Consider the following 25,751-nt stretch of genomic DNA (forward strand, 5'->3'; position numbering starts at 1 on the left):
GTCCGCCATGAACATTGCGGCCGTCACCCGTTTCACCGCGATCGCCGCGGCGCTGGCGGTGGTCGCGACGAGTTGCACCACGTCGACCGACGGCACCGGCACCGCCGCGGCACCCGGATCCACCGATGCCACCACGTCGCCGAGCGTGGCCGCACCCTCGACCTCACGAATCGCCCCGCGGCAGCAGGCGCCCGGTGGCCCGGCGATGACCATCTCCGATTACCTCGCTCAGAACGGGATCGAGGAATCCCCCGTCGGCCGCGGCGATCCCGGCGCGCCGATCATCGACCTACCGATTCCGGACGGCTGGGAGGACGCAGGCGACGACACCCCCGAGTGGGCGTATGCGGCGATCGTCTACACCGGTCCGGGGGCAGCCGAATACACCCCGAGCATCGTCGCGCTGTTGTCGAAGCTGGTCGGTGACGTCGACCCGCAAGCGCTCCTGCAGGCGTCCGCCGGTGAAGCCAGCAACCTGCCGGGCTGGACGCCGATGAGCGAAGGCAAGCTCACCACGCTCGGTGAGTTCCCCGCGTTCCAACTCGGCGGCACCTGGGTGCAGAACGGTGTCACCAAGCTGGCCGCCCAGAAGACGGTCGTGATCCCCGGCCGCGACGGTTCCTGGTACGTCCTTCAACTAAACGCCGACGGGCTGGAGAACCAGATCGACATCATCGGCCCGGCGACCTTGGCCATCGACGACCAGACCACCATCACCCCGCAGTAGCGGCCTCAGGCCTCGCGGATACCGTCCAGCCGTCTGCTGGCTTCCTCGAAACCGCTCACCAGCTCGGCGATGATGTCGGCGACCGGGCGGATCTCGTTCATGCGGCCGACGATCTGACCGACGGGCATCGCGACGGTGGTGGGATCGGTCGACTCGCTCATCCGCTGGTGGGCTTCGCTGACCAGGATGTTCTGCAACGGCATCGGCAACGGCTCGGGTGCGCCGTCGGCGTCCCACGCGTCGGTCCAGCGGCTCTTGAGCAGCCGCGCCGGTTTGCCGGTGTAGATGCGTCTGCGCACGGTGTCTGCGGAGGTGGCCTTGAGCATGGCCTCCTGGATCACCGACCGCCCGGACTCCAGCCGCTCGCCGAGGTCGTACTCCGCCGAGGTCAGGAACGCCGAGCCCATCCACACACCCTGTGCACCGAGGGCGAGCGCGGCAGCGACCTGCCGGCCGGTGCCGATACCGCCGGCGGCCAGCACCGGAGCCCTGCCGTCCAACGCGTCGACGATCTCCGGCCACAGCACCATCGAGCCGATCTCACCGGTGTGGCCGCCGGCCTCGTGGCCCTGGGCGACGACGATGTCGACACCGTTCTCCACGTGGCGCAGCGCGTGTTTCGGCGAACCGGCGAGAGCGGCGACGGGCACCCCGGCCGCGTGCGCCTGGTCGATCACGTCCTTGGGCGGCGAACCGAGCGCGTTGGCGATCAGCTTGATCGGGTGTTTGAGCGCGACCTCGACGTGGCTGCGCGCCACCGAATGCAGCCATCCCAGAACGCCTTCGGAGCGCTCCTCGTCCTGAGGCAGAGGCGGCACGCCGAGGTCGGAGAGCGTCTTGTCGACGAATTCGCGATGCTCGGCCGGGATCAGCTTGTTGATGTCCACCGAGGTGCCCTCGGTCGGGATCTTGGCCGGCATCACGACGTCCACACCGTAGGGCTTGCCGTCGGTGTTGGCGTCCATCCACTGCAGGACGTTCTCCAGGTCGTCGGCGTCGTTGAACCTCACGCAGCCGAGCACACCCAGACCACCGGCCTTGCTGACCGCGGCGGCGACCTTCTCCGACGGGGTGAAGACGAAGATCGGATACTCGATGCCGAAGCGATCGCAGAGTTCGGTTCGCATGCTATTTCGCTCCCACGTGGTTGGCGTGCACTTCGTCGGCCGGGCGCTCCTCGGTGGTGTCCTTGGCCCAGCGGTAATCCGGCTTGCCCGCAGGCGAGCGCTTCACCTCGTCGACGAACCACAGGCTCCGCGGAACCTTGTAGCCCGCGATCTCCTTGCGCACGAATGCATCGAGTTCGGCCAGCGTCGGGCGGGCGCCCTCGCGGGGCTGGATGACCGCCGCGACGTGCTGCCCGAACCGGGGATCGGGAACGCCGACGACCAGCGCGTCGAACACGTCGGGATGTCCCTTCAGCGCGGCCTCGACCTCTTCGGGGTAGATCTTCTCGCCACCGGAGTTGATCGACACCGAGCCGCGGCCCAGCATCGTCACGGTGCCGTCGGCCTCCACCTCGGCGTAGTCGCCCGGGATCGCGTACCGCACACCGTTGTACGTCCTGAACGTCTCGGCCGTCTTCTTCTCGTCCTTGAAGTAGCCGACCGGGATGTGCCCGCACTTGGCGATGATGCCGCGCTTGCCCGAACCGGGCTCGATCTCGTTGCCGTCCTCGTCGAGCACCTTGGTGTTCTTGTCGATCGTGACGCGCGGGCCGCCGGTGTGCGACTCTCCCTTGGCCACGATGCTGGTTCCGCCGAACCCGGTCTCCGACGAACCGATGGAGTCGGTGATGATCCGGTTGGGCAGCAGCTCGAGGAACTTCTCCTTGATGCTGGTGGAGAACAGCGCAGCGGTGCTGGCGAGCAGGAACAGCGAAGACAGGTCGTAGGTGTTGCCCTCGTCCTGGTGGGCGAGCAGCGAGTCCAGCAGCGGCCGGCCCATCGCGTCACCGGTGAAGAACAGCAGGTTCACCTTGTGCTTCGCGATGGTGCGCCAGACCTCGTCGGGATCGAACTCCGGCACCAGCACTGTCGTGTGTCCGGAGAACAGCGCCATCCAGGTGGCCGACTGCGTGGCGCCGTGGATCATCGGCGGGATCGGGTAACGCACCATCGGCGGGTTCTCCACCGCCTGCTTGGCCAGGCCGTACTCATCGGCGATCGGCTCACCGGTCGCGAAGTCGGTGCCGCCGAACAGAACTCGGTAGATGTCCTCGTGGCGCCACATCACACCCTTCGGGAAACCGGTGGTGCCGCCGGTGTAGAGCAGGTAGATGTCGTCCTCGCTGCGGGGCCCGAAGTCGCGCTCGGGCGAACCCTGGGCCAGCGCGGCCTCGAACTCGACGCCGCCGTAGCGCTGGTAATCGTCATCGGAGCCGTCCTCGACCACGAGCACGGTCTTGACGTTCGGGGTCTCGGGCAGCACGTTGGCCACCCGGTCGGCGTAGCGGCGCTCGTGCACCAGCGCGACCATGTCCGAGTTGTCGAACAGGTACTTCAGCTCGCCCTCGACGTAGCGGAAGTTGACGTTGACCAGGATGGCTCCGGCCTTGATGATGCCGAGCATCGCGATCACGATCTCGATCCGGTTGCGGCAGTACAGGCCGACCTTGTCATCCTTTTTGATGCCCTGATCGAGCAGATAGTGCGCGAACCGGTTGGCCTTGTCTTCCAACTCGGCGTACGTCAGCTGGTCGTCGCCGGAGATCAGGGCGACGCGGTCAGGCACGGCGTCGATGGCGTGCTCGGCGAGGTCGGCGATGTTCAGAGCCACGGCTCTAAACTAGAACGTGTTACATTTCCAGACAAGTCGCTGTCTTCGACGAGGAAAGGCGGACGCCCGTGAGCGAGTCCCAAGAAGGTCCCGACGCCCTGGTTGAGCAGCGCGGACACACGTTGATCGTGACGTTGAACCGGCCGCAGGCGCGCAACGCGCTGTCTGCTGAGATGCTCTCGATCATGGTCGACGCGTGGAACCGCGTGGACTCCGATCCGGAGATCCGGACGTGCATCCTGACCGGGGCCGGCGGCTACTTCTGCGCGGGCATGGACCTCAAGGCCGCGTCGAAAAGGCCGCCGGGTGACTCGTTCGCCGATGGCAGCTACGACCCGTCGAAGATCGAGGGTCTGCTCAAGGGCCGCCGGCTGACCAAGCCGCTGATCGCCGCCGTGGAGGGCCCGGCCATCGCCGGCGGAACGGAGATTCTGCAGGGCACCGACATCCGCGTCGCCGGGGAGAGCGCGAAGTTCGGTATCTCCGAGGCGAAGTGGAGCCTCTACCCGATGGGTGGCTCCGCGGTGCGGCTGCCGCGCCAGATCCCGTACACCATCGCGTGCGATCTGCTGCTGACCGGGCGCCACATCACCGCCGCCGAGGCTCTGCAATACGGCCTGATCGGCCATGTCGTCCCGGACGGGACCGCGCTGGAGAAGGCGCTGGAGATCGCCGAGGTGATCAACAACAACGGGCCGCTGGCAGTGCAGGCGATCCTGAAGACCATCCGCGAGACCGAGGGCATGCACGAAGAAGAGGCGTTCAAGCCCGACACCGCCAACGGCATCCCGGTGTTCCTGAGCGAGGACGCCAAGGAGGGCCCGCGGGCCTTCAAGGAGAAGCGCGCCCCCAACTTCACGATGCGTTGACGTTGAGCAGGCGCCGTTCGTCTGCGAGCAACAGGACGCCGGACTCGGCGCGTGAGAGACACGGTCGCTTGTGCGCTCGAGCGAACGTCGGATGCAGCGACCCGTCGAGATACGAATCGGGCACCCGAGGATCGACATAGTTCTTCCGGCACACCGCGCGGGTGTTGTTGAGCCGTGCCGCGGCCGCGTCGATGGCCTTGTTGATCTTGCGTTTCGCTTCGGTCAGGGATCGGGACGGGCCGATTCGGACCAGCACGTCCGCGGCCGTGACGGTGCCGCCCCAGGTGCGAAAGTCCTTGGCAGTGAAGATCGCCCGGGTGATCTCGCGCAGGTAGTTGTTGACCTCGGCCGATCCGACGTGGACGACCCGTCCGTCGTCGTCGATGTAGGCGAAGAGCTTCTGGCCAGGCAACTCGTGGCACGCATATACGATCTCGGCCAGCCGCGGGTCAGACAGCCGCACGCGTTGTTCCTTGCCGGACTTGGCCCGGAATTCGAACATCACCGTGGTTGGGTCCTCGAACCGGACGTGCTCGTGGCGCAGCGTGGTCAGGCCGTAATGCTCATTCTGCCGGGCGTACTCGTCGTTGCCGATGCGTATCAACGTCAAGTCCATCAGGCGCAACACCGCCCCGAGCACCTTTTCGCGAGACAGCCCTGGCAGGTCCAGGTCGTGAATGACCCGGCGCCGCACTGCCGGCAGCGCCCGCCCGAAGTGACCCACCCGGTCGAACTTGGTGCGGTCGCGCACCTCGCGCCAGCGCGGGTGGTAGATGTACTGCTTTCGACCGCGTGAGTCTCGACCCGTGGCAAGGATGTGCCCGTCGGGCCTCGGGCTGATCCACACCTGGTTCCAGGCCGGCGGGATGCCGATCGCGTCTATCCAGGCCCGGTCGTCGCCGCAGACAAGGCTGCCGTCCGGGCGCCGGTATATCCAACCGTCCTCGACGCGCTCCCTGGTGATACCGGGTTCGGAGTCGGTGACATAGGTCAGGCCTGCGCATTCCGCTACGGCGGGGTCGGGGCGACTCATCCATCGGGGGTGCCCGCGTTGTAGCGACCTATTCATGATGTTTAGGCGCAAAGATTGCGGAGACACCACGTCAATGACCCGGGTAACCGAACAGGGCGACATCTTCTTCTGTTACCGCCCGAAGGTGGATGCGCAGCACGTGCATGGCCTCGACGACGTGGCGCGGTTCTACGTCATCCTCAAGCCGTCCGACAAACCGAGATTCCGGCGGATGATCGTCGGTCGCAAACGGCTACCCTCCGTCGAGGACCACGAGCGGACCTGGGGCTTCATCGACCTCGTCACAGACACGGCCACCGATCTCGAGGACGAACTTGATCCCTACACCTACGAAACAAAGACCCGCGGCGTGCGGGTGGAACCGGCGGTGCGCCCCGCGGGCGAAGGCGTGTACGCGGTCGTCGACCATGATGGCCATACCCACCTCGCCTATGCGCTCGAGCTGCCCAAGACACCAGGACCGGTCCAGGCTGCGTTCCAGATCCGGCCGCAGGCCAGCCTCGTCATGACCGTACGCAACCCGGACGCACCGCCCCCGCCGGACCGACCGCGCGCCGGCCTGCCGTCGTCGCGGCGTCCGGACTACCCGGACGCCCTGCGGGAGAAATTTGGCGGCCGCCGGTTCACCACGCTGGACCCACCCGACTTTCTCGACTACCCGGGAACCGAGCTCGTTCTGATCGGCGCGAGCCCGGACGTCACCCGCGAGTTGGGGCTGTCGCTGCCCACGAGAAGGGAGAGCCGACGGTCGGCGGACGTGTTCACCGAGCTGGGCATGGAACGCGACCTGCACCCCACGGAGCCATTGCTCACCGGCCAGTGGCGGTAGGCGTGGTCTTCTGCGGGATCAGATGTTGAGCGGCTTGGTCGGGCTAAAAGTCACTGGCATCTGCTCCAGGCCGCTGACGAAGTTGGCCGGGCGCAAGGGCAATTGCGCATCGGAGGCCAACCGCATATCGGGCAATCGCTTGAGCAGCCGCTCCTGCATCAGCGAAAGCTCCAGCCGGGCCAGCTGATTCCCTAAGCAGAAATGCGTGCCGAAGCCGAACGCAAGGTGATTGTTCGGATAGCGGGTGATGTCGAACCGCTCGGGCTCGTCGAACACCTTCTCATCGAAGTTGGCCGACTCGAACAGCAGAATCATCTTCTCGCCCTGCCTGAGTTGCGTGCCGTGGAACTCGGTGTCCGCGGTGACGGTTCGGGCCATGTTCTTCACCGGCGCGGTCCAGCGCAGCATCTCTTCGATGGCGTTGGGCAGCAGCTCCAGGTTCTTGATGAGGCTCTGATGCTGATCGGGATGGCGTAGGAGCGCTCGGGTGCCTCCCGACAGCGTGTGGCGGGTGGTCTCGTCGCCGCCGATCAGAAGCAGCAGCACCTCCGTGACGATCTGATGATCTTCGAGCTTCTGCCCTTCGACCTCGGAGTGGACCAGGACGCTGACGAGGTCGTCGGTCGGCTCCGTCTTGCGTTCGGTGATCATGCCCGTCATGTACTCGCTGTACGCCGCGAACGCGTCCATCGTGACCTGGAACTGCTCGGGATCGGCGGTGCTGCTCAACGCGCCGACCAAGTCGTCGGACCACCGCAGGAACATCTCGCGTTCCTCGGGCCGGACCCCGAGCATGTCGCCGATGACCGCCATCGGAAGCGGGGCCGCGATGTCCCACACGAAGTCACACTCGCCGCGTTCGCACACCGCGTCGATCAAGGTGTCGCAGAGCGAGATTATGGACCCTTCCAGGTCTTTGACACGCTTACGGGTGAAGCCTGCATTGACCAGTTTGCGCCGCAGCAGATGCTGCGGATCGTCCATCTCGATCATCATCTCGACACCCGGCTGGTCGGGGCGGATGCCGCCTGCATTGGAGAACAGTTCGGGGTTGCGCTCGGCCTCGATCACCGCCGCATAGGTGGCGGCGGCGGCCAGCCCGTTGCGGTCGCGAAACACCGGCTCGTTCTCGCGCATCCACCGGTAGACGGGGTGGTAATCGCCGGCGTAGAAGTCGCCGTCGGTCAGGTCGACGTCTGGTCTGGTACGTGTCATGCCCGCCTCCATCGGTTGGTAAGGGAATCTAGACGACGCGTCACTCGGCCGTTCTGCTTTACGCCTGCACCTGAAAGAACCGCGCGACCTACAAGTCGGTCACGGTTGAGATCGGCAACCTGGCCCGCAAGATCGGCCTCGACTGCCGCAGTAGAACTGCGGCCTCACCCAACGGGTACGGCATCGCCGAAGGTCATCTGCACAGTGTCCGCAGAAGTGGACAGCATCGCGCGCTTCGGCAAGCCGAGCAACGCGAGTTCCTTCGCGTAGGGGTGCTCGCCGAATCGAACATCCACACCGCCCGGGCGGTTCCGTACCCCGCCGAGCGTCATCTCGAATTGCGTTTCCCGAGTGATGCCGTCGCGGTGCGAATAACTGCGCTGTATCTGTGTGCGCGGCGTCAGGCGGATCGGCAGACCCGGGTGGAAATCCATGCCGAGCACGAACTGGCCGTCGATGTTCAGGTCGAATCCGAAGTGGCGCCCGTCGCGAATCGTGAAGTCCGCCATCACCTTCGGATAGCCCCATATCTTCTGGCCGGCTTCGAGGGTGAAGGTCTGGTCGACCGGGAGGTGGTGGATGAAGGCGCCCGCCGACTGCAGCGCGCGCACGCCCGTGGCCTCCGAACCGGGCGGGTTGACCATGATGCTGGTGCCGAATTCGTGATACTGGCCCAAGTCGCCGTCGACATAGTGCACCAACATCAGGATCGCGACCGCGCGCCCTGGTCGATACCGGCAGACCCTCAGCCCGCTGTAGTCGATCAGCCTCTGGGCGGCGTCGGCATCCACCGAGTACATCGCGGTGTGCTGAGTCGCCTGCCGGATCTGCACCGGCATCGTGACGATCTGGCCGGCGATCACGTGCTGGGAAGGGCTCACCGAGCCAATCTAGAACGTGTTCCAGACAACGAGCAAGAAGTGTCTACAACAGTCCGGAGAGTTCGCGGATCTGCTCTGCCGACCGCGCGCCGACCACCATCATCGTGACGCCTGCGGCCTCCCACGCCTTCATCTGTTCCTGCACGTAGGTCAAGTCGCCGACGATCGCCGAGTCGTCGACCAGTTCGTCGGGAATGATCTTGGCCGCCTGCTCTTTCCCGTCCTTTTGTCCAGATCGGAAGAGCTTGGTCACGTCGTCGACCACTTCTGCGTAGCCCATCCGGCGATACACGTCGGCGTGGAAGTTGGTGTCCTCGGCGCCCATGCCGCCCATGTAGAGCGCCAGGTGCGGCTTCATCAGCTCCATGATCTCGGCACGGTCATCGGTGACGACGACCTGGGCGGTCGCGCAGATCTCGAAGGTCTCCCGGGTACGGCGCGCACCCGGGCGGGCGAATCCTTCGTCGAGCCATTCGTTGTACATGCCGGCGATGCGCGGCGAGTAGAAGATCGGCAGCCAGCCGTCACAGATCTCGGCGGCCAGCGCGACGTTCTTGGGGCCTTCGGCGCCGAGCATCACCGGGATGTCTGCCCGCAGCGGATGGGTGATCGGCTTGAGGTTCTTGCCGAGGCCGGTGGTGCCCTCGCCGGTCAGCGGCAGCGGGTAGTGCGGCCCGTCGCTGCGCACCGGGGCCTCGCGTGCCCACACCTGACGCAGGATGTCGATGTACTCGCGGGTGCGGGCCAGCGGCTTGGGGAATTTCTGGCCGTACCAGCCCTCGACGACCTGCGGGCCGGACACGCCGAGCCCGAGGATGTGCCGCCCCCCGGACAGATGGTCGAGCGTCAGCGCCGCCATCGCGCACGCGGTCGGGGTCCGCGCCGACAGCTGGATCACCGACGTGCCCAGACGCATCCGGCTGGTCTCACGCCCCCACCACGCCAAGGGGGTGTAGGCGTCCGAACCCCACGCCTCCGCGGTGAACACCGTGTCGAAGCCGACCTCCTCGGCCGTGGCGACAAGCTCGGCATGGTTGGTCGGCGGCTGCGCCCCCCAATAGCCCAACTGAAGTCCCAACTTCACGGCACCCGTCCTTCCGGGCCGCCCGGCCCGCTCCTTGAAACCATTCCTAGAACCTGTTCTACTCGATGCCGTGACCACCAGCCAAAGCAGCCCGGTGCAGATCGATCCGCATGAGCCGCCGCTTTCCGCGCCGCTGAAGCTCGCATTCGACTACACCCGTTCAGTAGGACCGCTCCTCGGTCAGTTCTTCACCGCGCTCCGCGAGCGGCGCATCGTCGGAGTTCGCGGTTCGGACGGCAAGGTGCTCGTCCCGCCCGCCGAGTACGACCCCGTCACCTGGGAGCAATTGACCGAGATCGTACCGGTGGCCAGCGTCGGCACGGTCATTTCGTGGACGTGGCAGCCGGAGCCACTCGAGGGCCAGCCGTTGGACCGCCCGTTCGCGTGGGCACTGATCACTCTCGACGGGGCCGACACCCCGATGCTGCACGCCGTGGCCGCCGACGGTCCCGACGCGATCAGCACCGGGGCGCGGGTGCACGCGCACTGGGTCGACGAGCCCGTCGGCGCGATCACCGACATCGCGTACTTCGCGCTCGGGGACCAGCCGGAGGACGTGCCGCCTCCACCGGAGGGTCTCGACCCGATCACCATGCAAGTGGCGCCGAGCTGGATCGAGATTCAGCACACCGCGTCGCAGCCCGAGAGCGCGTTCCTGCGCGCCCTCGAACAGGGCAAGCTGCTCGGCGCCCGCACCGGCGCCGATGGAAAGGTGTATTTCCCTCCGCGCGAAGCCAATCCAGCCACCGGACAACCTCTGGACGAGTTCGTCGAGTTGCCCGACAAAGGCACCGTCACCACGTTCGCGATCATCAACATCCCGTTCGCCGGGCAGCGCATCAAACCGCCCTACGTGGCGGCGTACGTGCTGCTCGACGGCGCCGACATCCCGGTGCTGCACCTGGTCTCGGACATCGAGGCCGACAAGGTGCGGATGGGCATGCGCGTGCAGGCGGTATGGAAGCCCAAGGACCAGTGGGGCCTGGGCATCGACAACATCGAGTACTTCAAGCCGACAGGCGAACCCGACGCCGACTACGACACCTACAAGCATCACCTCTGAGGACGGACATGACTGAAGTAGCTGTGGTCGGATTCGCCCACGCACCGCACGTGCGCCGCACCGACGGCACCACCAACGGCGTCGAGATGCTGATGCCGTGCTTCGAATCGATCTACGCCGATCTCGGCATCACCAAGGCCGACATCGGTTTCTGGTGCTCGGGCTCCTCCGATTACCTTGCCGGCCGGGCATTTTCGTTCATCTCGGCAATCGACTCGATAGGTGCGGTGCCGCCGATCAACGAGTCGCACGTCGAGATGGACGCCGCGTGGGCGCTCTACGAGGCCTACATCAAGATCCTCACCGGCGAGGTGGAGACCGCACTGGTCTACGGGTTCGGCAAGTCCTCGGCCGGCACCCTGCGCAGGGTTCTGGCACTGCAGACCGACCCCTACACCGTGGCGCCGCTGTGGCCGGATTCGGTGAGCATGGCCGGCCTGCAGGCTCGATTCGGGCTGGATTCCGGCAAGTGGACCGCTGAGCAGATGGCCCAGGTCGCGCTCGAGGCGCAGGCCGCGGCACCGCGGGTGGACGCGCTGGAGCCGGCCGACAGCATCGAGGAGCTACTGGAGCGCCCGTACTTCGCAGATCCGTTGCGCCGCCACGACATCGCGCCGATCACCGACGGCGCGTCGGCAATCGTGCTCGCCGCCGGGGACCGCGCCCGCGAGCTGCGTGAGCGGCCGGCCTGGATCACAGGGATCGAGCACCGCATCGAGACGCCGGTGCTGGGGGCGCGCGACCTGACGACCTCGCCGTCGACGGCAACGTCCGCGCAGGCGGCCACCGGCGGGGACACCTCCTCGATCGAGATCGCCGAGCTGTACGCGCCGTTCAGCCACCAGCAGCTCATCCTCACCGAGGCCATCGGCCTGCCTGACAGCACGAAGATCAACCCCTCCGGCGGGGCGCTGGCGGCCAACCCGATGTTCTCGGCGGGCCTGGAGCGCATCGGTTTCGCGGCACGGCACATCTTCGACGGCAATGCCTCGCGGGTGCTGGCCCACGCCACGAGCGGGCCTGCGCTGCAACAGAACCTGGTCGCGGTCTTGGAGGGTAAGTAACGATGAGTAAGAAACTCGCCGCCGTCCTGGGCACCGGCCAGACGAAGTACGTCGCCAAGCGCACCGACGTCTCGATGAACGGCCTGGTCCGCGAGGCGATCGACCGCGCTCTCGACGACGCCGGGGTGACGCTGGCCGACATCGACGCCGTCGTCGTCGGCAAGGCCCCGGACTTTTTCGAGGGCGTCATGATGCCCGAGTTGTTCATGGCCGACGCCACCGGCGCCACCGGCAAGCCGCTGATCCGGGTCCACACCGCGGGCTCGGTGGGCGGGTCGACCGCGGTCGTGGCGTCCAGCCTGGTGCAGTCCGGTAAGTACCGCCGGGTGCTGACGATGGCATGGGAGAAGCAGTCGGAGTCGAACGCCATGTGGGCGTTGAGCATTCCGGTTCCGTTCACCAAGCCGGTGGGCGCGGGTGCGGGCGGCTACTTCGCGCCGCACGTGCGTGCCTACATTCGCCGGTCCGGTGCACCGACGCACATCGGCGCGATGGTGGCGGTCAAGGATCGGCTCAATGCGGTCAAGAACCCGTTGGCGCATCTGCATCAGCCCGACATCACGCTGGAAAAGGTGATGTCCTCGCCGATGTTGTGGGATCCGATCCGCTACGACGAGACGTGCCCGTCCTCCGACGGCGCCGCGGCGATGGTGATCGGCGACGAGGCCAGCTCGGACGCCCGGGTGGCCGAGGGCCACCCGGTGGCGTGGATCCACGCGACCGCGCTGCGCACCGAGCCGCTGGCGTACGCCGGGCGGGACCAGGTCAACCCGCAGGCCAGCCGGGACGCGGCGGCTGCGCTGTGGAAGGCGGCCGGGATCACCAGCCCCGTCGACGAGATCGACGTCGCCGAGGTGTACGTGCCGTTCTCCTGGTACGAGCCGATGTGGCTGGAAAGCCTCGGGTTCGCGCCGGAGGGCGAGGGCTGGAAACTCACCGAGGCCGGCGAGACCGCGATCGGCGGACGGATCCCGTTCAACCCGTCGGGTGGCGTGCTGTCGTCCAACCCGATCGGCGCCTCGGGCATGATCCGTTTCGCCGAGTCGGCGATCCAGGTGATGGGCAAGGCCGGCGCGCACCAGGTCGAGGGCGCCCGCAAGGCGCTCGGGCACGCGTACGGCGGTGGCGCGCAGTACTACTCGATGTGGGTGGTCGGCAGCGACAAACCCGACAAACCCGCCTGACCCTCTTGCGCCGAAATCGCATTCCACGCGGTAGATTCCGTGTTCTGACCGCGTGGAATGCGATTTCGGCGACTAGGGCCGGTGCCGCTGGGCGGCTAGGCCAGGCAACCTCGCCAGACCGTCTGCACCAAATGGGTGACAGCCTCGTCATCCAGCGGGGGCATACCGAGTACGAGCCGGTAATACGGCGGGGACACCAATGCGTCCACGGCCACCTCGACATCGATGTCGGCTGAGAGCTCGCCGCGGTCCACGGCCTCGCGCAGCGTCGTCGTCACCGCGGCCCGGCGCGGCGTGATCCACTGATCCAGCAGCGCCCGCTCGATCGCCGAGTCCGACGGTGACGCGGCGATCACGTTGCGCAGCAGCGGTCCTACCGCCGGGTCGGCCAGCAGCGCGTTCAGCGCGCCGACGTGATGGATGACCGCCTGAACCGGCGTGCTGCCCGCAGGACGGGTGATGGATCCGCGCACCTGATCGAGCAGACCCTCCAGCACGATCGCCGCGGCCGACGGCCACCACCTGTATATCGTGGTGCGGCTGACCTCGGCGCGTCTGGCGATCGCGTCCATCGTCGCCGCCGCGGCGCCGCCTTCGAAAGCGAGTTGGGCGGCGGCGGCCAGAACCGCGGCGCGAACGGCTTCGCTGCGTGGGCGACCGCGGCGGTTCACAGGCCGGCTGTCCACCACTGGCTCACCCTATTGCGCGCGTCCACCTGAATCCCAACGCCGCCACAGCCAGAGTGAGTGCGGCCGCGAGCGCGCCGAAGCCGAACATCGCTGGATAGCTGAAGGTCCGCACCGCGAACACCAGCGCCGCCGGCACCCCGAAGCCCAGGTAAGTCAGCCCGTAGAACACCGCCGTCAGGCCCGCCAGGTCGTCCGGCCGGGCCATTCGCTGAACCTGCTGCAGTCCGGCCAGCAGACCCATGCCGTAGCCGGCTCCGAGCATGGCCGCGGCAGACAACGCCGACCACACCGTCAGCACGGTCGCGGCCCAGGCCGCCAATCCCATCCCCAGCGCGGTCAAGGTCAATGCGATCAGCACACCGGCGGCGCTCGCGGCATCGAGGCGCCGTGCCAGGTTCTGCACCCCGAACGCCACGCCGAGCGTGACCAGACACATCAGCGCGGAGAAAGCGATGGGCGCGGCCGCGACTCTGTCCGCCATCAGCGCAGGCAACACCGCGTAAGCCGATGCAGCGGCACCGAAGACCCAGGGGGCCAGCGGTGCGACCACGAACAGGAACCGCCGGTGCGCCACCGCCGGGACGGCGAGGTCGGTCCACCATCGACGACCGGAATCGCGTCGGGCCAGCGTCTCAGGCGCCGTGCTGAGCATGGCAGCCGCGGTCAGGGCCATCACCACGTTGATCACATAGGGAAGCATGGTGGGCGCCGGACCCCACTCGGCCAGAACGCCCGCGGTCACGGCACCGAGCGCGAAGCCCGCGGTCAGGCTCATGGCCGCGCGGCGGGCCCCGGCGTCGCCGTCCTCCCAGGGCGGGCTGGACAGCTCCTTGATCCAGCTGCCACCGACAGCCATCGCCAGCCCGAGCGCCAGCCCGCTGAACACCCGCCCGACACCGAGCAGAGGGGCCGAGTGCGCGCCGAGCGCAAGGATCGACGATCCCACGGCCGCGAGCACCGGCGCGGGCAGCATCAACGGGCGGCGGCCGAAGCAGTCGGACAGCGGGCCACCGATCAACAGCGCGGGAACGATGCCCAGCACGTAGGCGAACAGCAGAAGGTCGACGGTCAGCGCCGAGAAGCCGTCACCGGCCCGGTACATGACCAGCAGCGGGGTGAACTCGTTGCCGCCCCATGCGATCGCGAACGTGGCCGCGGCGACCACAAGCCACCGGCGCTTCGGCCGCGTTCGCGGTGCTACCGCTGACGGGACCGGCGCGATCGAGGAAATACTGGACACTTTGTCCACTATATAGATGGCCCACAAGTGGGTATCCGGCACCTTTGGGTGGTGTCGGCAACATTCTTTCGCAGGTGAGGGGCCTTCGATTGCGCAATCTGAGGCCAAAACTGTAACGTGTTCTAGTTAGACGCCGAGATTTGGGAGGCCCCGAGGTGACTACCGATTCAGCTGCGGGAACCGCAGGGATTCGCGAGATCGACACCGGCACGCTGCCCGATCGGTATGCGCGCGGCTGGCACTGCTTGGGCCCGGTGAAAAACTTCACCGACGGCAAGCCGCACGGGATTGAGATCTTCGGAACGATGCTGGTGGTCTTCGCGGATTCGCAGGGCGAGCTCAAAGTCCTCGACGGCTACTGCCGGCACATGGGCGGCAACCTCGCCCAGGGCACCATCAAAGGCGACGAGGTCGCCTGCCCGTTCCACGACTGGCGCTGGGGCGGCGATGGCAAATGCAAGCTCGTCCCCTACGCCAAACGCACCCCCCGACTGGCCCGCACCCGCTCGTGGCACACCGACGTTCGCGGCGGCCTGCTGTTCGTGTGGCACGACCATGAGGGCAACCCGCCGCAACCCGAGGTGCGCATCCCGGAGATCCCACAGTGGTCCAGCGGCGAGTGGACCGACTGGAAGTGGAACTCGATGCTGATCGAGGGCTCCAACTGCCGCGAGATCATCGACAACGTCACCGACATGGCGCACTTCTTCTACATCCACTTCGGATTGCCGACGTACTTCAAGAACGTCTTCGAGGGCCATATCGCCAGCCAGTACCTGCACAACGTCGGCCGCCCCGACGTCAACGACATGGGCACCGCCTACGGCGACGCCTCCCTCGACTCGGAGGCCAGCTACTTCGGGCCGTCGTTCATGATCAACTGGCTACACAACACCTATGGTGACTTCAAGGCCGAGTCCATCCTGATCAACTGCCACTACCCGGTCACCCAGGATTCGTTCCTGCTGCAGTGGGGCGTCATCGTCGAGAAGCCGAAGGGCCTGGACGACAAGACCACCGAGAAGCTGGCCGAGGCGTTCACCGACGGGGTCAGCAAGGGATTTCTCCAGGACGTCGAGATCTGGAAGCACAAGACCCGCATCGACAATCCGCTGCTGGTCGAAGAGGACGGCGCGGTGTACCAGATGCGCCGTTGGTACCAGCAGTTCTACGTCGACGTCGCCGACGTCACGCCGGAGATGACCGACCGGTTCGAGATGGAGGTCGACACCACGGCTGCTGTGCAGAAGTGGAACGTCGAGGTCCAGGAGAACCTGAAGGCCAGGGAAACCGAGAAGCAGACGACGTGAGGCCAGCGAGCGGAGCGGATCGCGCATGAACGACCAACCGGATGTGGACCGCCTCGCCAGGTCGATGCTGCTGCTGCACGGGCACGACGACGAGGAGCACGAACACGGCCACACTCCGGGCGAGCGCGAGAACCGGCCCGGATCCTGGAGCAAGGCACCGGATTTCGCGTCGGATCCGGATCGCGCCGCGGCCGTGCGGGCCAGCAGCCAGGCCGACCGCGAACGATATCTGAACTCGGGCCTGGTGTCGGTGGACTGCCGGTTCTGTCATGTGGCGGTGAAGGTCAAGAAGCTCGGTCCCGCACACACTTCGGTGCAGTGGACAGGCGACGCCACGCGACGTTGCGCGCATTTCGCCGAGATTCGGCAAGCCGGCGGCGATCCCGCGCGCTCACCGTCGTGCCCCCGGCTGGCCGACAGCATCAGACACGCGGTCGCTGAAGGCTGCTTGGAGGAGTACTCCAGCGCGCCGTCACCCGGTGACGGTTAGAGGTTCTCGAACCGCTCCTTGACCTGCTCGGCGGTCAGGCCGTAGTCGGCCAGCGCGTAGGTGTGTTTCGGCGCCCGCGGGCCCTGTTTGCTCTTCTCATCGGTCTTGACCATCGCCTGGCGCGCCTCGTCGGTGAATTCGATGCCGAAGCTGCGGTAGATGTCCTCGACCACACCGATCGGATCTTTGATCAACGCGAAGTAGTCCAAATCGTAGAACTGTGCCGGATCATGCTTGGCGCGTTCGGCGTTGAACAGCGCCAATCCCCGCGACCAGGTCTCCATCGAGTCCGCACCGATGACGTCGCCGACGAAGGTGTTCGACCAGCCCTCGGTGGTGTGCTGGGCCAGCGAGCACATCGACGCCATGATGGTTTCAGCCGGCCGGTGACACTGCACCACCAGTGCGTCGGGGTAGGTGGCGAACAGCGCGTCGAGGGCAAACAGATGGCTGGGGTTCTTGAGCACCCAGCGCTTGTCGCGGTCGTTGAGCCCGATCAATTGCAGATTGCGCCGGTGCCGTTGATAGGGCTTGGTCCAGTCCTGCCGCGCCAGCCACTGCGAATAGGTCGGCACGTGGGCCAGGGTTTCATAGGACACCGAGTGCAGCGACTGCCGCAGCAGCTGCCAGCACTCCTCGACTTCGTCGGCGGTCATGAAGTGCAGGCCGGTGTAGTCCGGGTTCTCCTCGTGCGCTTTGGTGAACTGCGCGTCTAGTTGCTGGAAAACCGGGTTCTGCGACCACGTCTCGCGGGGCGGACGCGGTTGGGGGAACTCTGCCAGCCACAGTTCCAGACCCTGGTGGCGCGGATCGGCGGCCAGAAGCCGGTGCACGGCCGTCGTGCCGGTACGCGGCAGCCCGGTGACGAAGATCGGCCGCTCGATGGCGACGTCGGCGTGCTCCGGATACTGTTTGAACGCCGCCTCCGAGACCAGCCGAGCGACCAGGGCATTGCGCAGGAAGAACCGCTGCATCTTGCTGCCGAGCTCGGTGAGATCGGCATCCCGCTGATAGGACTCCAGCAGCACACCCAGCGCCTCACGGTAGTTGTCGTCGTCCGAACCGAAATCGTCGAGGCCGCAGGCCTTCACGGCCGAGGCGTGCAGGTCCTCGACGGTGCCGACATCTGTTCTCGGAGTGCTCGCGCTCGTCACGCCTTGAACTCCCCGCAGTTGACGTCCAGCGCCTGCCCGGTGATCCCGCTCGACAGGTCGCTGGCCATGAACAGGATCGCCGAGGCCACCTCGTCCTCGGTGGGCAACCGCTTGAGGTCCGACGCGGCCGCGGTGGCCTTGTAGATCTCCTCGACGGTGGTGCCGTATTTGCCGGCCTGGTGCGCGAAGTAGGACTCCAGTGTCCCGCCCCAGATGTAGCCGGGCAGCACCGAGTTGACCCGGATCCCCTGCTCCCCAAGCTCGGTGGCCAGCGTCTGCGACATCGCGAGCAGCGCCGACTTGGCCATCTTGTAGGCGCCGTACTTGGCCTGCGAGTGCCGCACCACCATCGAGTTGACGTTGACCACGGCGCCGTTCGCCTCAGCCAGCGCCGGGGTGAACGCCTGCACCATGCGCAGCGCGCCGAACACCGTCAGCTCGATCGCATCACGCATGTGTTCGAAGGTGGTGTTGGCGAACGGCTTCATCGACGGCACCCGGAATGCGTTGTTGATCAGCACGTCGACCTTGCCGTACGCCTTGAGTGACTCGTCGACCAGATGGGCGACCTGCGCCTCGTCGGTGATGTCGGTACCCACCGACAGCGCCCGCCGGCCCAGACCGGTGATCTGCGCGGCGACGTCGTCGAGCCGTTCCACGGTGCGTGCGGCCAGCACCAGGTCGGCGCCTTCCTCGGCGCACCGCCGGGCCAGCGTGGTCCCCAGCGCGGGTCCGACGCCGCTGATGACGACAACCTTGCCTTTCAGAAGCCCGAAGGCCATCTCAACCCACCATTCTCTCGCCGATCTGCCTCTGGCGCAGCGCGATCCGCGCCCGCCAGTCCTTCTCTGAGATCTTGTTCGATTCGTAGTACGGCAACGCCGCGGCGACGCCGTCGACCTCGACCAGCTCGACGGTCGGCCCGTCGGCGGGGGTCAGCTCACGGGACACCCGCTGCCAGCGGAACTGCAGGAAACCCTTGCGATGACCGAGGGTCTCCACCCAGTTGGTGACGCCGGGGTTCTGCTCGCAGACCACGATGCGGATCTTGCCGTCCGGATCCGCCTGCGCCTGAGTGCCGTTCAGTGACGTCTGGTGATTGATGTAATCCAGCGAGATGTACCACAGGCTGCCGAGCTGGAAACCGAGGTACGGCGCGTCCGGGACCGGGATCGTGAGGACCAGTGCCTGATCGGGGGCGAGGTCGAACTGCCCCGCCGACGAGTACTGCGTGGCAAGGCCGCCGGGTGTGAGCCTCGGCGCCACCATCGAATTCGGCGGGGTGTCGTTGTAGAACCACTGCGGGAACTGCAGCCATGTCTTGACACGCTGCACCAGCTGCTTGCCGGCGACCGCATAGCGCTTCTCGATGAGCTCACGAGTCAGCGGCGGCGGCGCGGTACCCGCGGTGTCGGTCCGGGCGATCGCGAAGGTGCCACGCTGCGCGGACCAGTCGTTGTAGACCTCGCGGATCACCAGCTGCGACGGCACCTCTGGAGTGAACCGCCACTCGAAGGTGCCGTCGGCGGCGATGTCGAGCTTGCGGTCATCGAAGGCCGTCTCGCTGTCGGGCACGACTTCGTCGGTGTACTCACCGCCGAGCAGCTGGAAGCTGACGTCGGTGGTGGTGCCGCGGCGGCCGGTGACGACGTACTCGTGGCCCGGTTGCACGCGCGTGCCGAAGTACAGCGTGTCGGGGTTGTCCAGGCCCATCTTGGTGAACGGCCCGGTCCCGCTGTGCAGGAACGGATGGTCTCGGTCGTAGTCGAAGGCGACATGCGTGCATGCGGCGACGCACCCCGCCAGGTATTGCAGACCCTCCAACAGGTCGGCCTCGGATTCGATGAACGGGGCGTCGGCGACGAGCTTCTCGGCTTCGGCGATGGCATCGGCCAGTGGCTGCGTGAACACAACCCCGAAACTAGAACCTGTTCTACCTTGAGTCAATATATCGACCGGACTGTTCCAAATATGAACCACAAAGTACCGTTACGTGCATGCCGCCAGCCGTTCCGGGACGCGCGTCGCCCCCCACCGACCGGGTGGTGCGCATCCTCGACTTCCTCGCCGGCCGTCCCCGGGAGCGGTTCGGGGTGTCCGAGCTCGCCCGCCGGGTCGGTTTGACCAAGCCGACGTGCCTGGGCATCGTGACCTCCCTGACCGAAGCCGGTTATCTGGTCCGCGACCCTGCCGACAAGACCTACCGGCTGGGCCCGTCGCTGATCACCCTGGGACACCGGGCCCAGGAGTCGATGCGCGTGAGCCCCGCCGTCAGGGAGCAGTTGCGCGTACTGTCCTCGCAGTTCGGTGCGACGGCGGCGCTCTCGGCGATTGTGGACGACCGGATCACGCTGCTGGAACTCATCGCCCCCGCGGGCCACCGCCCCGGCGTCGAGGTCGGGCAGAGTTACCCGTTCGCGCCCCCGGTCGGCCTGATGTTCGTGCTGTGGGATGACGAAGCCGAGCGTGACTGGCTCAGCAGGCCACCCACGATTCCGCTGCGAACCGATACCGAGCGGCTCAGGCGGGTGGTCGCCGCGTGCCGCGCCGACGGCTATCTCGTGGAGCGGCAGACCCCGGGCGGACGACGTCTGTATTCGCTGATGGCCGGCATGCCGACCGAGTTGCCCGACGAGCTGCGGGCCCTACTCGGCGAGCTTGTCTCCGACATCGGCGAGCGGGTGTACCTGCGTGCCGAGAGCTCCGGTCGAGGACGGCACGAAATCAGCGTGATCTCCGCCCCGGTGTACGACCATTACCGGCGACAGGTGATGGTCGTCTCGCTGCACGTCGGAAAACCGTTGACCGACAACGAGATCACAGAGCGCGCGCGTGCCGTGGTGGCAGCCGCCGATGCTGTCACCGCACAGCTGGGCGGCGACGGGCCGAGCGGCCAAGACGGGTCGGCCGCGCTCAGCTGACGGCGGCCAGCGCGAACGGCAGTACGTCCGCGGCGCCGGCGCTGCGCACCGTACGAGCGGCCATGGTCATGGTCCAGCCGGTATCGGTCAGATCGTCGACCAGCAGCACCGTGTCCCCGTCCACCTGCGGAGGGTCGGCCCACGCGCCGTGAAGTGCTGCGACCCGGTATGCCGAGTTGGCTGCCGCCACCGGCCGGTGCAGCGGCGAGTACTGCAGGAGGCCAAGGTTTTTCAACCGGCCAACCTCGGCCAGGCGCGCCGCGAGCGAAGAGATCAGTCGCGGGTGAGTCGCCGAGTCGAGCGCGAGCACCGCGGTGGGGCGCTGCTGCCAGTCCCACGCCTTCAGCACCCCGATGGCCGCACCCACCACATCCTCGGCGGCCTCGCCATCGGGTTCGGCCAACAACTTTCGCAGCCGCGCCCCCCAGCCGAGGTCGGTGAGCCGGCCGATCACCCGGCCAGGTGACGCACCGTCGGAAATCCGGCCCGACAACTCGATGCCCAGTTTCCCAAGCCCTGTCGGCCACTGTTTGCGCGGGGCGATCTCCACCCCAGGCCGCATCAGACGTTCCCGGGTCGCTTCGGCCTCCGCCGCCCCGACGTCGGCGCGATACCGCGGACCGGCGCAGTTGTCGCATCGACCGCAGGGTTGCGGTCCCAGTTCCGGATCGTCGAGCTGGCTGCGCAGGAACGCCATCCGGCACCCGCGCGTGGTCTGGTAGTCGAGCATGGCCTGCTGCTCGCGTCTGCGCGCCTCGTCGAGCCGGCGGTAGCGGGCTTCGTCATAGACCCAGGGCTGCCCGGTGCCGATCCAGCCGCCCTTGACCCGCCGGACCGCCCCGTCGACGTCGAGCACTTTGAGCACCATCTCCAGCCGGGACCGGTTCAGATCCACCAGCGGCTCCAGCGCCGCCGTGGACTGGGCACGGTCAGGTTCCAGCACATCGATCACCTTGCGCACCATGGCTTCTGAAGGAAACGCAACCGAGGCGAAGTACCGCCACACATCGGCGTCTTCACGCCCGGGCAGCAGGATCACCTCCGCGCTGTCCGTCGACCGCCCGGCGCGACCCACCTGCTGGTAGTAGGCGATCGGCGAGGATGGCGCGCCGAGGTGCACGACGAAACCGAGGTCCGGTTTGTCGAAGCCCATGCCCAGTGCCGACGTGGCGATCAACGCTTTGACCCGGTTGGCCAGCAGATCGGCTTCCAGCTGTTCACGTTCGGCCGCTTCGGTGGCGCCGGTGTAGGCGGCCACCGTATGGCCCTGTTCGCGCAGCAGGGCCGCGACGTCGTGGGCCTGGGCAACCGTCAGCGTGTACACGATGCCCGATCCCGGTAACGAATCCATGTGGGCGGCAAGCCATGCCGCGCGCTGGGCGGGACCGCCGGCCTGCACCACCGACAATCGCAGCGACTCACGGTCCAGCCCTCCGCGCAGCACCAGCGTGTCGTCCCCGACACCTGAGCCGCCGACTCCCAATTGGGTGGCGACATCGGCGACGACCCGGTCGTTCGCGGTGGCCGTGGTGGCCAACACCGGGACGCCGGCGCCCAGTTCGGAGATCAGGGTCCGGATCCGCCGGTAGTCGGGCCGGAAGTCATGACCCCAGTCCGATACGCAGTGCGCTTCGTCGACCACCACCAACCCCGCATCGGCCGCCAGCGCGGGCAGCACCGCGTCGCGGAAGTCGGGGTTGTTCAAGCGTTCCGGACTCACGAGCAGAACGTCGAGCTCACCGGCCGACACCCGCTGGTGCACGGTGTCCCACTCGGTGACATTGCTGGAGTTGATGGTCGCCGCGCGCACACCTGCCCTACCGGCCGCGTCGACCTGGTTGCGCATCAGCGCGAGCAACGGTGACACGATCACCGTCGGTCCCCGTCCCTCGGCCCGCAACAGCTTGGCGGCGATGAAATACACGGCGGACTTGCCCCATCCGGTGCGTTGCACCACCAGCGCGCGACGGCGGTGCACCACCAGCGCCTCGATGGCCGTCCACTGATCGTCGCGCAGCCTGGCGTCAGGGCCGGCTAGTTGTTCGAGTAGCGCCTGGGCCTCGGTTCGCGTCGCCATCACCCCATCCTGCCGGGTGGGTACGACGAGGTGAGGTGACCGGGTCAGCTGCCCTGGGCGTCCGACGGCTCGATGAGCTGCGGCGTGTCAGCCTCGGTGCCGGTGCTGCTCCACACCGCCTGCGCCACCGGCGTCGGGGTCAGCTCGATGCCGCACTCCGTCCTTAGCGTGCTCACCGGCTGGTGGATGCTGCCTCGTCGGCCCAGGGTTGGGAGCAATCAGCGGGCCGGAGCCGGCTGCGCGTGGCGATCGGTTGACCGCTCCCCTGTGCCTAGCCGGTCGTCCGACAGCCAAAACCCGCGGTCGGCCTCCCGGTCAGGTGGCGCTGGACTCCATCTCACGTTTGATCTCCAGCGCGATGTCGATCAACTGGTCCTCCTGGCCGCCGATCAGCTTGCGCTGCCCCGCACGGTGCAGCAGCTTGTGAGCCGGCACGCCGTAGCGTTCAGACTGGCGGATCGCATGCTTGAGGAAGCTGGAATACACCCCGGAGTAACCCATGATCAGCGCGTTGCGGTCGAGCAGGCACTCCGCCGGCATCGCTGGCGCCACCACCTCTTCGGCGGCGTCGGCGATGTCGAAGAAATCGATGCCGGTCTTGACGCCGATCTTGTCGAACACCCCGATGAGCGCCTCGACGGGCGCGTTGCCGGCTCCGGCGCCGAACCGTCGGCACGATCCGTCGATCTGCTTGGCGCCGGCACGCACCGCCTCGATGCTGTTGGCGACCCCGAGCCCGAGGTTTTCGTGGCCGTGAAAACCGACCTGCGCGTCGTCACCCAGTTCGGCGACCAGCGCGGCGACCCGGTCCCGCACACCCTCCAGTACCAGCGCGCCGGCCGAATCAACCACGTAGACGCACTGGCAGCCGGCGTCGGCCATGATGCGGGCCTGTTTGGCCAGCTTCTCCGGTGGGATCGTGTGGCTCATCATCAGGAAGCCCACGGTCTCCAGCCCGAGCTCACGCGCCAGACCGAAGTGCTGGATCGACACATCGGCTTCGGTGCAGTGGGTGGCGATGCGGCAGATCGAGCCGCCGTTGTTCTGGGCCTCCTTGATGTCCTCCTTGGTGCCCACGCCGGGCAGCATCAGGAAGGCGATCTTGGATTCGGTGGCCGTCTCGGCGGCCAGCTTGATCAGCTCCTGCTCCGGGGTCTTGGAGAACCCGTAGTTGAAGCTCGACCCGCCGAGGCCGTCACCGTGGGTCACCTCGATGACCGGAACCCCGGCCGCATCCAGCGCGGCGACGATGGCCTGCACCTCGTCTTTGGTGAACTGATGGCGCTTGTGATGCGAACCGTCGCGCAGCGACGTGTCCGTCATCCGGACGTCCCACATGGGGTTGAAGTAGATCTCCTCGGTGACACTCATGCCTGGCCTCCTGCCTGCACCGCCAGCGATTCCTTCGCGATTTCTTCGCCGACTTTCGTCGCTGCCGCGGTCATGATGTCCAGGTTTCCAGCGTAAGGCGGCAGGTAGTCTCCCGCACCCTCCACTTCGATGAACGTGGTCACGACGTGGTTGCCGCCGTTGACCACCGACGGCTCGTCGAACTGCGGCTCGTTGAGCAGCCGGTAGCCCGGCACATAGGTCTGCACCTCGGCGACGACATCCTTGATCGACTGGGTGATCGCGGCATGGTCCGCATCCTCGGGGATCGCGCAGAAGATGGTGTCGCGCATGATCATCGGCGGTTCGGCCGGGTTCAGGATGATGATCGCTTTACCGCGCTGCGCGCCGCCGATGTTCTGCACCCCGGCGCTGGTGGTCTTGGTGAACTCGTCGATGTTCGCGCGGGTGCCCGGACCGGCCGACGCCGACGACACCGACGCGACGATCTCGGCGTACGGCACTCCCACTACGCGGGACACCGCGTACACGATCGGGATCGTCGCCTGGCCGCCGCAGGTCACCATGTTCACGTTCGGCGCGTCGAGGTGCTCACGCAGATTCGCGGGCGGGATCACCCCCGGGCCCACCGCGGCAGGCGTCAGGTCGATCGCCCGGATGCCGGCCTCGGCGTAGCGCGGGGCCGCGTCGCGGTGTACGTAGGCGCTCGTCGCCTCGAACACCATGTCGGGCTTCTCCGACTGCGCCAGCAGCCAGTCCACTCCTTCGTGCGAGGTCTGCAACCCGAGCTTGCGCGCCCGTGCCAGGCCCTCACTCTCCGGATCGATACCGATCATCCAGCGCGGCTCAAGCCATTCCGAGCGCAACAACTTGTACAGCAGATCGGTACTGATGTTTCCCGATCCGACGATCCCCACGGACAATTTGTCAGCCATTGATGGCTCCTATTCGAAATCCAGTCGTACTGAACCTAACCCGCTGAAGTCGGCGACGAAATGGCTGCCCGGAGGTGCATCTATCGCACGGGTGCACGAACCCGGAAGCACGATGTCGCCGGCCTTGAGCCGGACGCCGAAACTCTCCACCTTGCGGGCCAGCCAGGCCACCGCGGTGACCGGATTCCCCAACACCGCATCACTGCGCCCCTCGGCCACCACCTCCCCGTTGTTGGTCAAAGTCGCCGTGATGCCCCTTATGTCCACGTCCTTCGGCGACACCCTGGCCTCGCCCAGCACCCAGCCGGCCGAACTCGCGTTGTCGGCGATGGTGTCGCACAGCTTGATCTGCCAGTTGGTGATCCGGGTGTCGATCAGCTCGATGGCGGGCGCGAACGCCGCCGTCGCGGCCAGCACGTCGTCCTCGGTGCAGCCGGCGCCGGGAAGGTCGTCGGACAGGATGAACCCGACCTCGACCTCGACCCGCGGATACAGATATCGACCGGAGCGGACTGGAACATCTTCTAAGACCTGCATCTCGTCGAGCAGGTGCCCGTAGTCGGGCTCGTCGACGTTCATCATTTTCTGCATGGCCTCCGACGACAGGCCCACTTTGTGCCCGATCACCCGGGCCCCCTCGGCCACCCGCTGGCGGATGTTGATCAGCTGGATCTTGTAGGCGTCCACCACGTCGATGTCGGGGTGACCGTCGGTCAGCGGGGCCATCGGTACGCGGCTGCGCTCGGCCTCGGCCAGGTCGGCGGCGAGCTTCGCGCGCACCTCGTCGGACAACATTTACGTGAAGTCCCTTCGTTTCGTCGACCGGCACAGTTGTTAGTCGGCCGGGCAATTCTATAA

General features: G+C 66.8%; 25 protein-coding genes. 9 read left to right on the plus strand and 16 right to left on the minus strand.

Features of this window, described 5'->3' with window-relative positions:
- Positions 1-7 precede the first annotated feature (7 nt).
- Positions 8-727: an LpqN/LpqT family lipoprotein gene (locus ACTWP6_RS09580; protein WP_443187486.1), complete on the plus strand. Its 720-nt coding sequence runs from the start codon at positions 8-10 to the stop codon at positions 725-727.
- 5 nt (positions 728-732) lie between these two features.
- Here ACTWP6_RS09580 and ACTWP6_RS09585 read toward each other — a convergent pair whose 3' ends face one another.
- Together ACTWP6_RS09585 and ACTWP6_RS09590 are read right to left on the minus strand one after the other, a co-directional pair.
- Entirely contained in the window at positions 733-1,854 is a 1,122-nt protein-coding gene (locus ACTWP6_RS09585) for an NAD(P)H-dependent flavin oxidoreductase (protein WP_443187487.1), read from the minus strand.
- 1 nt (position 1,855) lies between these two features.
- Complete coding sequence (locus ACTWP6_RS09590) at positions 1,856-3,505, minus strand: acyl-CoA synthetase (protein WP_443187488.1); 1,650 nt, start codon at positions 3,503-3,505, stop codon at positions 1,856-1,858.
- A gap of 68 nt (positions 3,506-3,573) precedes the next feature.
- Here ACTWP6_RS09590 and ACTWP6_RS09595 point away from each other — a divergent pair, with 68 nt between their 5' ends.
- Entirely contained in the window at positions 3,574-4,374 is an 801-nt protein-coding gene (locus ACTWP6_RS09595; protein WP_443187489.1) for a crotonase/enoyl-CoA hydratase family protein, read from the plus strand.
- Here ACTWP6_RS09595 and ACTWP6_RS09600 read toward each other — a convergent pair.
- Positions 4,361-5,407 carry a DNA topoisomerase IB gene (locus ACTWP6_RS09600; protein ID WP_443187490.1) on the minus strand — a complete coding sequence of 349 codons (1,047 nt, stop codon included), beginning with the start codon at positions 5,405-5,407 and terminating at the stop codon, positions 4,361-4,363. The genes ACTWP6_RS09595 and ACTWP6_RS09600 overlap by 14 nt on opposite strands.
- Positions 5,408-5,480: 73 nt before the next feature.
- On the opposite strand from ACTWP6_RS09600, the gene ACTWP6_RS09605 reads away from it, so the two are divergent.
- On the plus strand, positions 5,481-6,236 hold the full coding sequence (locus ACTWP6_RS09605) for a hypothetical protein (RefSeq protein WP_443187491.1): 756 nt from the start codon (positions 5,481-5,483) through the stop codon (positions 6,234-6,236).
- A gap of 18 nt (positions 6,237-6,254) precedes the next feature.
- On the opposite strand, the gene ACTWP6_RS09610 is transcribed toward ACTWP6_RS09605, so the two are convergent.
- The 3 genes from ACTWP6_RS09610 to ACTWP6_RS09620 form a co-directional block, all read right to left on the minus strand.
- Positions 6,255-7,451 carry a cytochrome P450 gene (locus ACTWP6_RS09610; RefSeq protein ID WP_443187492.1) on the minus strand — a complete coding sequence of 399 codons (1,197 nt, stop codon included), beginning with the start codon at positions 7,449-7,451 and terminating at the stop codon, positions 6,255-6,257.
- A 164-nt stretch (positions 7,452-7,615) separates the two neighbouring features.
- A complete protein-coding gene (locus ACTWP6_RS09615) occupies positions 7,616-8,290 on the minus strand; it encodes an acetoacetate decarboxylase family protein (protein ID WP_443187507.1) in 675 nt (224 codons plus the stop codon).
- A gap of 85 nt (positions 8,291-8,375) precedes the next feature.
- On the minus strand, positions 8,376-9,416 hold the full coding sequence (locus tag ACTWP6_RS09620; RefSeq protein ID WP_443187493.1) for an LLM class F420-dependent oxidoreductase: 1,041 nt from the start codon (positions 9,414-9,416) through the stop codon (positions 8,376-8,378).
- A 70-nt stretch (positions 9,417-9,486) separates the two neighbouring features.
- On the opposite strand from ACTWP6_RS09620, the gene ACTWP6_RS09625 reads away from it, so the two are divergent.
- From ACTWP6_RS09625 to ACTWP6_RS09635, 3 genes are read left to right on the plus strand one after another with little or no spacing between them, the layout of a single operon-like run.
- Positions 9,487-10,479, plus strand: coding sequence for a Zn-ribbon domain-containing OB-fold protein (locus ACTWP6_RS09625; protein WP_260755466.1), 993 nt, complete (start codon positions 9,487-9,489; stop codon positions 10,477-10,479).
- Between the two features lie 8 nt (positions 10,480-10,487).
- Positions 10,488-11,543: a thiolase domain-containing protein gene (locus ACTWP6_RS09630; RefSeq protein WP_260755467.1), complete on the plus strand. Its 1,056-nt coding sequence runs from the start codon at positions 10,488-10,490 to the stop codon at positions 11,541-11,543.
- 2 nt (positions 11,544-11,545) lie between these two features.
- On the plus strand, positions 11,546-12,727 hold the full coding sequence (locus tag ACTWP6_RS09635; protein ID WP_443187494.1) for a thiolase domain-containing protein: 1,182 nt from the start codon (positions 11,546-11,548) through the stop codon (positions 12,725-12,727).
- A 95-nt stretch (positions 12,728-12,822) separates the two neighbouring features.
- Here the strand turns inward: ACTWP6_RS09635 and ACTWP6_RS09640 are convergent, their stop codons facing one another.
- Positions 12,823-13,413: a TetR-like C-terminal domain-containing protein gene (locus ACTWP6_RS09640; RefSeq protein ID WP_443187495.1), complete on the minus strand. Its 591-nt coding sequence runs from the start codon at positions 13,411-13,413 to the stop codon at positions 12,823-12,825.
- Positions 13,414-13,420: 7 nt separating this feature from the next.
- Positions 13,421-14,647, minus strand: a complete 1,227-nt coding sequence (locus tag ACTWP6_RS09645; RefSeq protein WP_260757822.1) for an MFS transporter — start codon at positions 14,645-14,647, stop codon at positions 13,421-13,423.
- Positions 14,648-14,811: 164 nt separating this feature from the next.
- Between ACTWP6_RS09645 and ACTWP6_RS09650 the strand changes: the two genes are divergently transcribed.
- Both ACTWP6_RS09650 and ACTWP6_RS09655 read left to right on the plus strand, forming a co-directional pair.
- On the plus strand, positions 14,812-15,966 hold the full coding sequence (locus tag ACTWP6_RS09650) for a 3-ketosteroid-9-alpha-hydroxylase subunit A (RefSeq protein WP_260755470.1): 1,155 nt from the start codon (positions 14,812-14,814) through the stop codon (positions 15,964-15,966).
- 25 nt (positions 15,967-15,991) lie between these two features.
- Positions 15,992-16,456, plus strand: coding sequence for a hypothetical protein (locus ACTWP6_RS09655; protein WP_260755471.1), 465 nt, complete (start codon positions 15,992-15,994; stop codon positions 16,454-16,456).
- Here the strand turns inward: ACTWP6_RS09655 and ACTWP6_RS09660 are convergent.
- Genes ACTWP6_RS09660 through ACTWP6_RS09670 form a run of 3 tightly spaced genes read right to left on the minus strand, consistent with a single transcriptional unit; the run spans position 16,453 to position 19,521 of the window.
- The gene (locus tag ACTWP6_RS09660; RefSeq protein WP_260755472.1) at positions 16,453-17,610 is read right to left on the minus strand and encodes a sulfotransferase family protein; all 1,158 of its coding nucleotides are present in this window, start codon (positions 17,608-17,610) and stop codon (positions 16,453-16,455) included. The two genes, ACTWP6_RS09655 and ACTWP6_RS09660, sit on opposite strands and share 4 nt — an antisense overlap.
- Positions 17,607-18,392, minus strand: a complete 786-nt coding sequence (locus ACTWP6_RS09665; protein WP_260755473.1) for an SDR family oxidoreductase — start codon at positions 18,390-18,392, stop codon at positions 17,607-17,609. Before ACTWP6_RS09665 ends, ACTWP6_RS09660 begins: the two co-directional genes overlap by 4 nt.
- A gap of 1 nt (position 18,393) precedes the next feature.
- Positions 18,394-19,521 carry a hypothetical protein gene (locus ACTWP6_RS09670; protein ID WP_260755474.1) on the minus strand — a complete coding sequence of 376 codons (1,128 nt, stop codon included), beginning with the start codon at positions 19,519-19,521 and terminating at the stop codon, positions 18,394-18,396.
- Positions 19,522-19,607: 86 nt separating this feature from the next.
- Here ACTWP6_RS09670 and ACTWP6_RS09675 point away from each other — a divergent pair, with 86 nt between their 5' ends.
- The gene (locus tag ACTWP6_RS09675) at positions 19,608-20,531 is read left to right on the plus strand and encodes an IclR family transcriptional regulator (protein ID WP_260755476.1); all 924 of its coding nucleotides are present in this window, start codon (positions 19,608-19,610) and stop codon (positions 20,529-20,531) included.
- Here the strand turns inward: ACTWP6_RS09675 and ACTWP6_RS09680 are convergent.
- The 5 genes from ACTWP6_RS09680 to ACTWP6_RS09700 form a co-directional block, all read right to left on the minus strand.
- A complete protein-coding gene (locus ACTWP6_RS09680; RefSeq protein WP_260755477.1) occupies positions 20,524-22,608 on the minus strand; it encodes a RecQ family ATP-dependent DNA helicase in 2,085 nt (694 codons plus the stop codon). The genes ACTWP6_RS09675 and ACTWP6_RS09680 overlap by 8 nt on opposite strands.
- Before the next feature lie 44 nt (positions 22,609-22,652).
- Positions 22,653-22,784 (minus strand): hypothetical protein, encoded by a 132-nt coding sequence (locus ACTWP6_RS09685; RefSeq protein WP_260755478.1) that lies wholly within the window; start codon positions 22,782-22,784, stop codon positions 22,653-22,655.
- A gap of 139 nt (positions 22,785-22,923) precedes the next feature.
- Positions 22,924-23,979 (minus strand): 4-hydroxy-2-oxovalerate aldolase, encoded by a 1,056-nt coding sequence (dmpG, locus tag ACTWP6_RS09690; RefSeq protein WP_260755479.1) that lies wholly within the window; start codon positions 23,977-23,979, stop codon positions 22,924-22,926.
- Positions 23,976-24,893: an acetaldehyde dehydrogenase (acetylating) gene (locus ACTWP6_RS09695; RefSeq protein WP_260755480.1), complete on the minus strand. Its 918-nt coding sequence runs from the start codon at positions 24,891-24,893 to the stop codon at positions 23,976-23,978. Before ACTWP6_RS09695 ends, dmpG begins: the two co-directional genes overlap by 4 nt.
- Positions 24,894-24,902: 9 nt before the next feature.
- The gene (locus ACTWP6_RS09700; protein WP_260755481.1) at positions 24,903-25,688 is read right to left on the minus strand and encodes a 2-keto-4-pentenoate hydratase; all 786 of its coding nucleotides are present in this window, start codon (positions 25,686-25,688) and stop codon (positions 24,903-24,905) included.
- Positions 25,689-25,751 lie beyond the last annotated feature (63 nt).

Source organism: Mycobacterium sp. 4D054, assembly GCF_052245755.1.
GTDB lineage: Bacteria > Actinomycetota > Actinomycetes > Mycobacteriales > Mycobacteriaceae > Mycobacterium.

What these genes read in the sequence shown, in the direction of transcription:
- ACTWP6_RS09700 (WP_260755481.1), bottom strand. Translation starts at nt 25,688, where the DNA reads ATGTTGTCCGACGAGGTGCGCGCGAAGCTCGCCGCCGACCTGGCCGAG.
- ACTWP6_RS09655 (WP_260755471.1), top strand. Translation starts at nt 15,992, where the DNA reads ATGAACGACCAACCGGATGTGGACCGCCTCGCCAGGTCGATGCTGCTG.
- ACTWP6_RS09600 (WP_443187490.1), bottom strand. Translation starts at nt 5,407, where the DNA reads ATGAGTCGCCCCGACCCCGCCGTAGCGGAATGCGCAGGCCTGACCTAT.
- ACTWP6_RS09605 (WP_443187491.1), top strand. Translation starts at nt 5,481, where the DNA reads ATGACCCGGGTAACCGAACAGGGCGACATCTTCTTCTGTTACCGCCCG.
- ACTWP6_RS09585 (WP_443187487.1), bottom strand. Translation starts at nt 1,854, where the DNA reads ATGCGAACCGAACTCTGCGATCGCTTCGGCATCGAGTATCCGATCTTC.
- ACTWP6_RS09630 (WP_260755467.1), top strand. Translation starts at nt 10,488, where the DNA reads ATGACTGAAGTAGCTGTGGTCGGATTCGCCCACGCACCGCACGTGCGC.
- ACTWP6_RS09695 (WP_260755480.1), bottom strand. Translation starts at nt 24,893, where the DNA reads ATGGCTGACAAATTGTCCGTGGGGATCGTCGGATCGGGAAACATCAGT.
- ACTWP6_RS09680 (WP_260755477.1), bottom strand. Translation starts at nt 22,608, where the DNA reads ATGGCGACGCGAACCGAGGCCCAGGCGCTACTCGAACAACTAGCCGGC.
- ACTWP6_RS09580 (WP_443187486.1), top strand. Translation starts at nt 8, where the DNA reads ATGAACATTGCGGCCGTCACCCGTTTCACCGCGATCGCCGCGGCGCTG.
- ACTWP6_RS09615 (WP_443187507.1), bottom strand. Translation starts at nt 8,290, where the DNA reads ATGCCGGTGCAGATCCGGCAGGCGACTCAGCACACCGCGATGTACTCG.
- ACTWP6_RS09665 (WP_260755473.1), bottom strand. Translation starts at nt 18,392, where the DNA reads ATGGCCTTCGGGCTTCTGAAAGGCAAGGTTGTCGTCATCAGCGGCGTC.
- ACTWP6_RS09675 (WP_260755476.1), top strand. Translation starts at nt 19,608, where the DNA reads ATGCCGCCAGCCGTTCCGGGACGCGCGTCGCCCCCCACCGACCGGGTG.
- ACTWP6_RS09635 (WP_443187494.1), top strand. Translation starts at nt 11,546, where the DNA reads ATGAGTAAGAAACTCGCCGCCGTCCTGGGCACCGGCCAGACGAAGTAC.
- dmpG (WP_260755479.1), bottom strand. Translation starts at nt 23,979, where the DNA reads ATGAGTGTCACCGAGGAGATCTACTTCAACCCCATGTGGGACGTCCGG.
- ACTWP6_RS09610 (WP_443187492.1), bottom strand. Translation starts at nt 7,451, where the DNA reads ATGACACGTACCAGACCAGACGTCGACCTGACCGACGGCGACTTCTAC.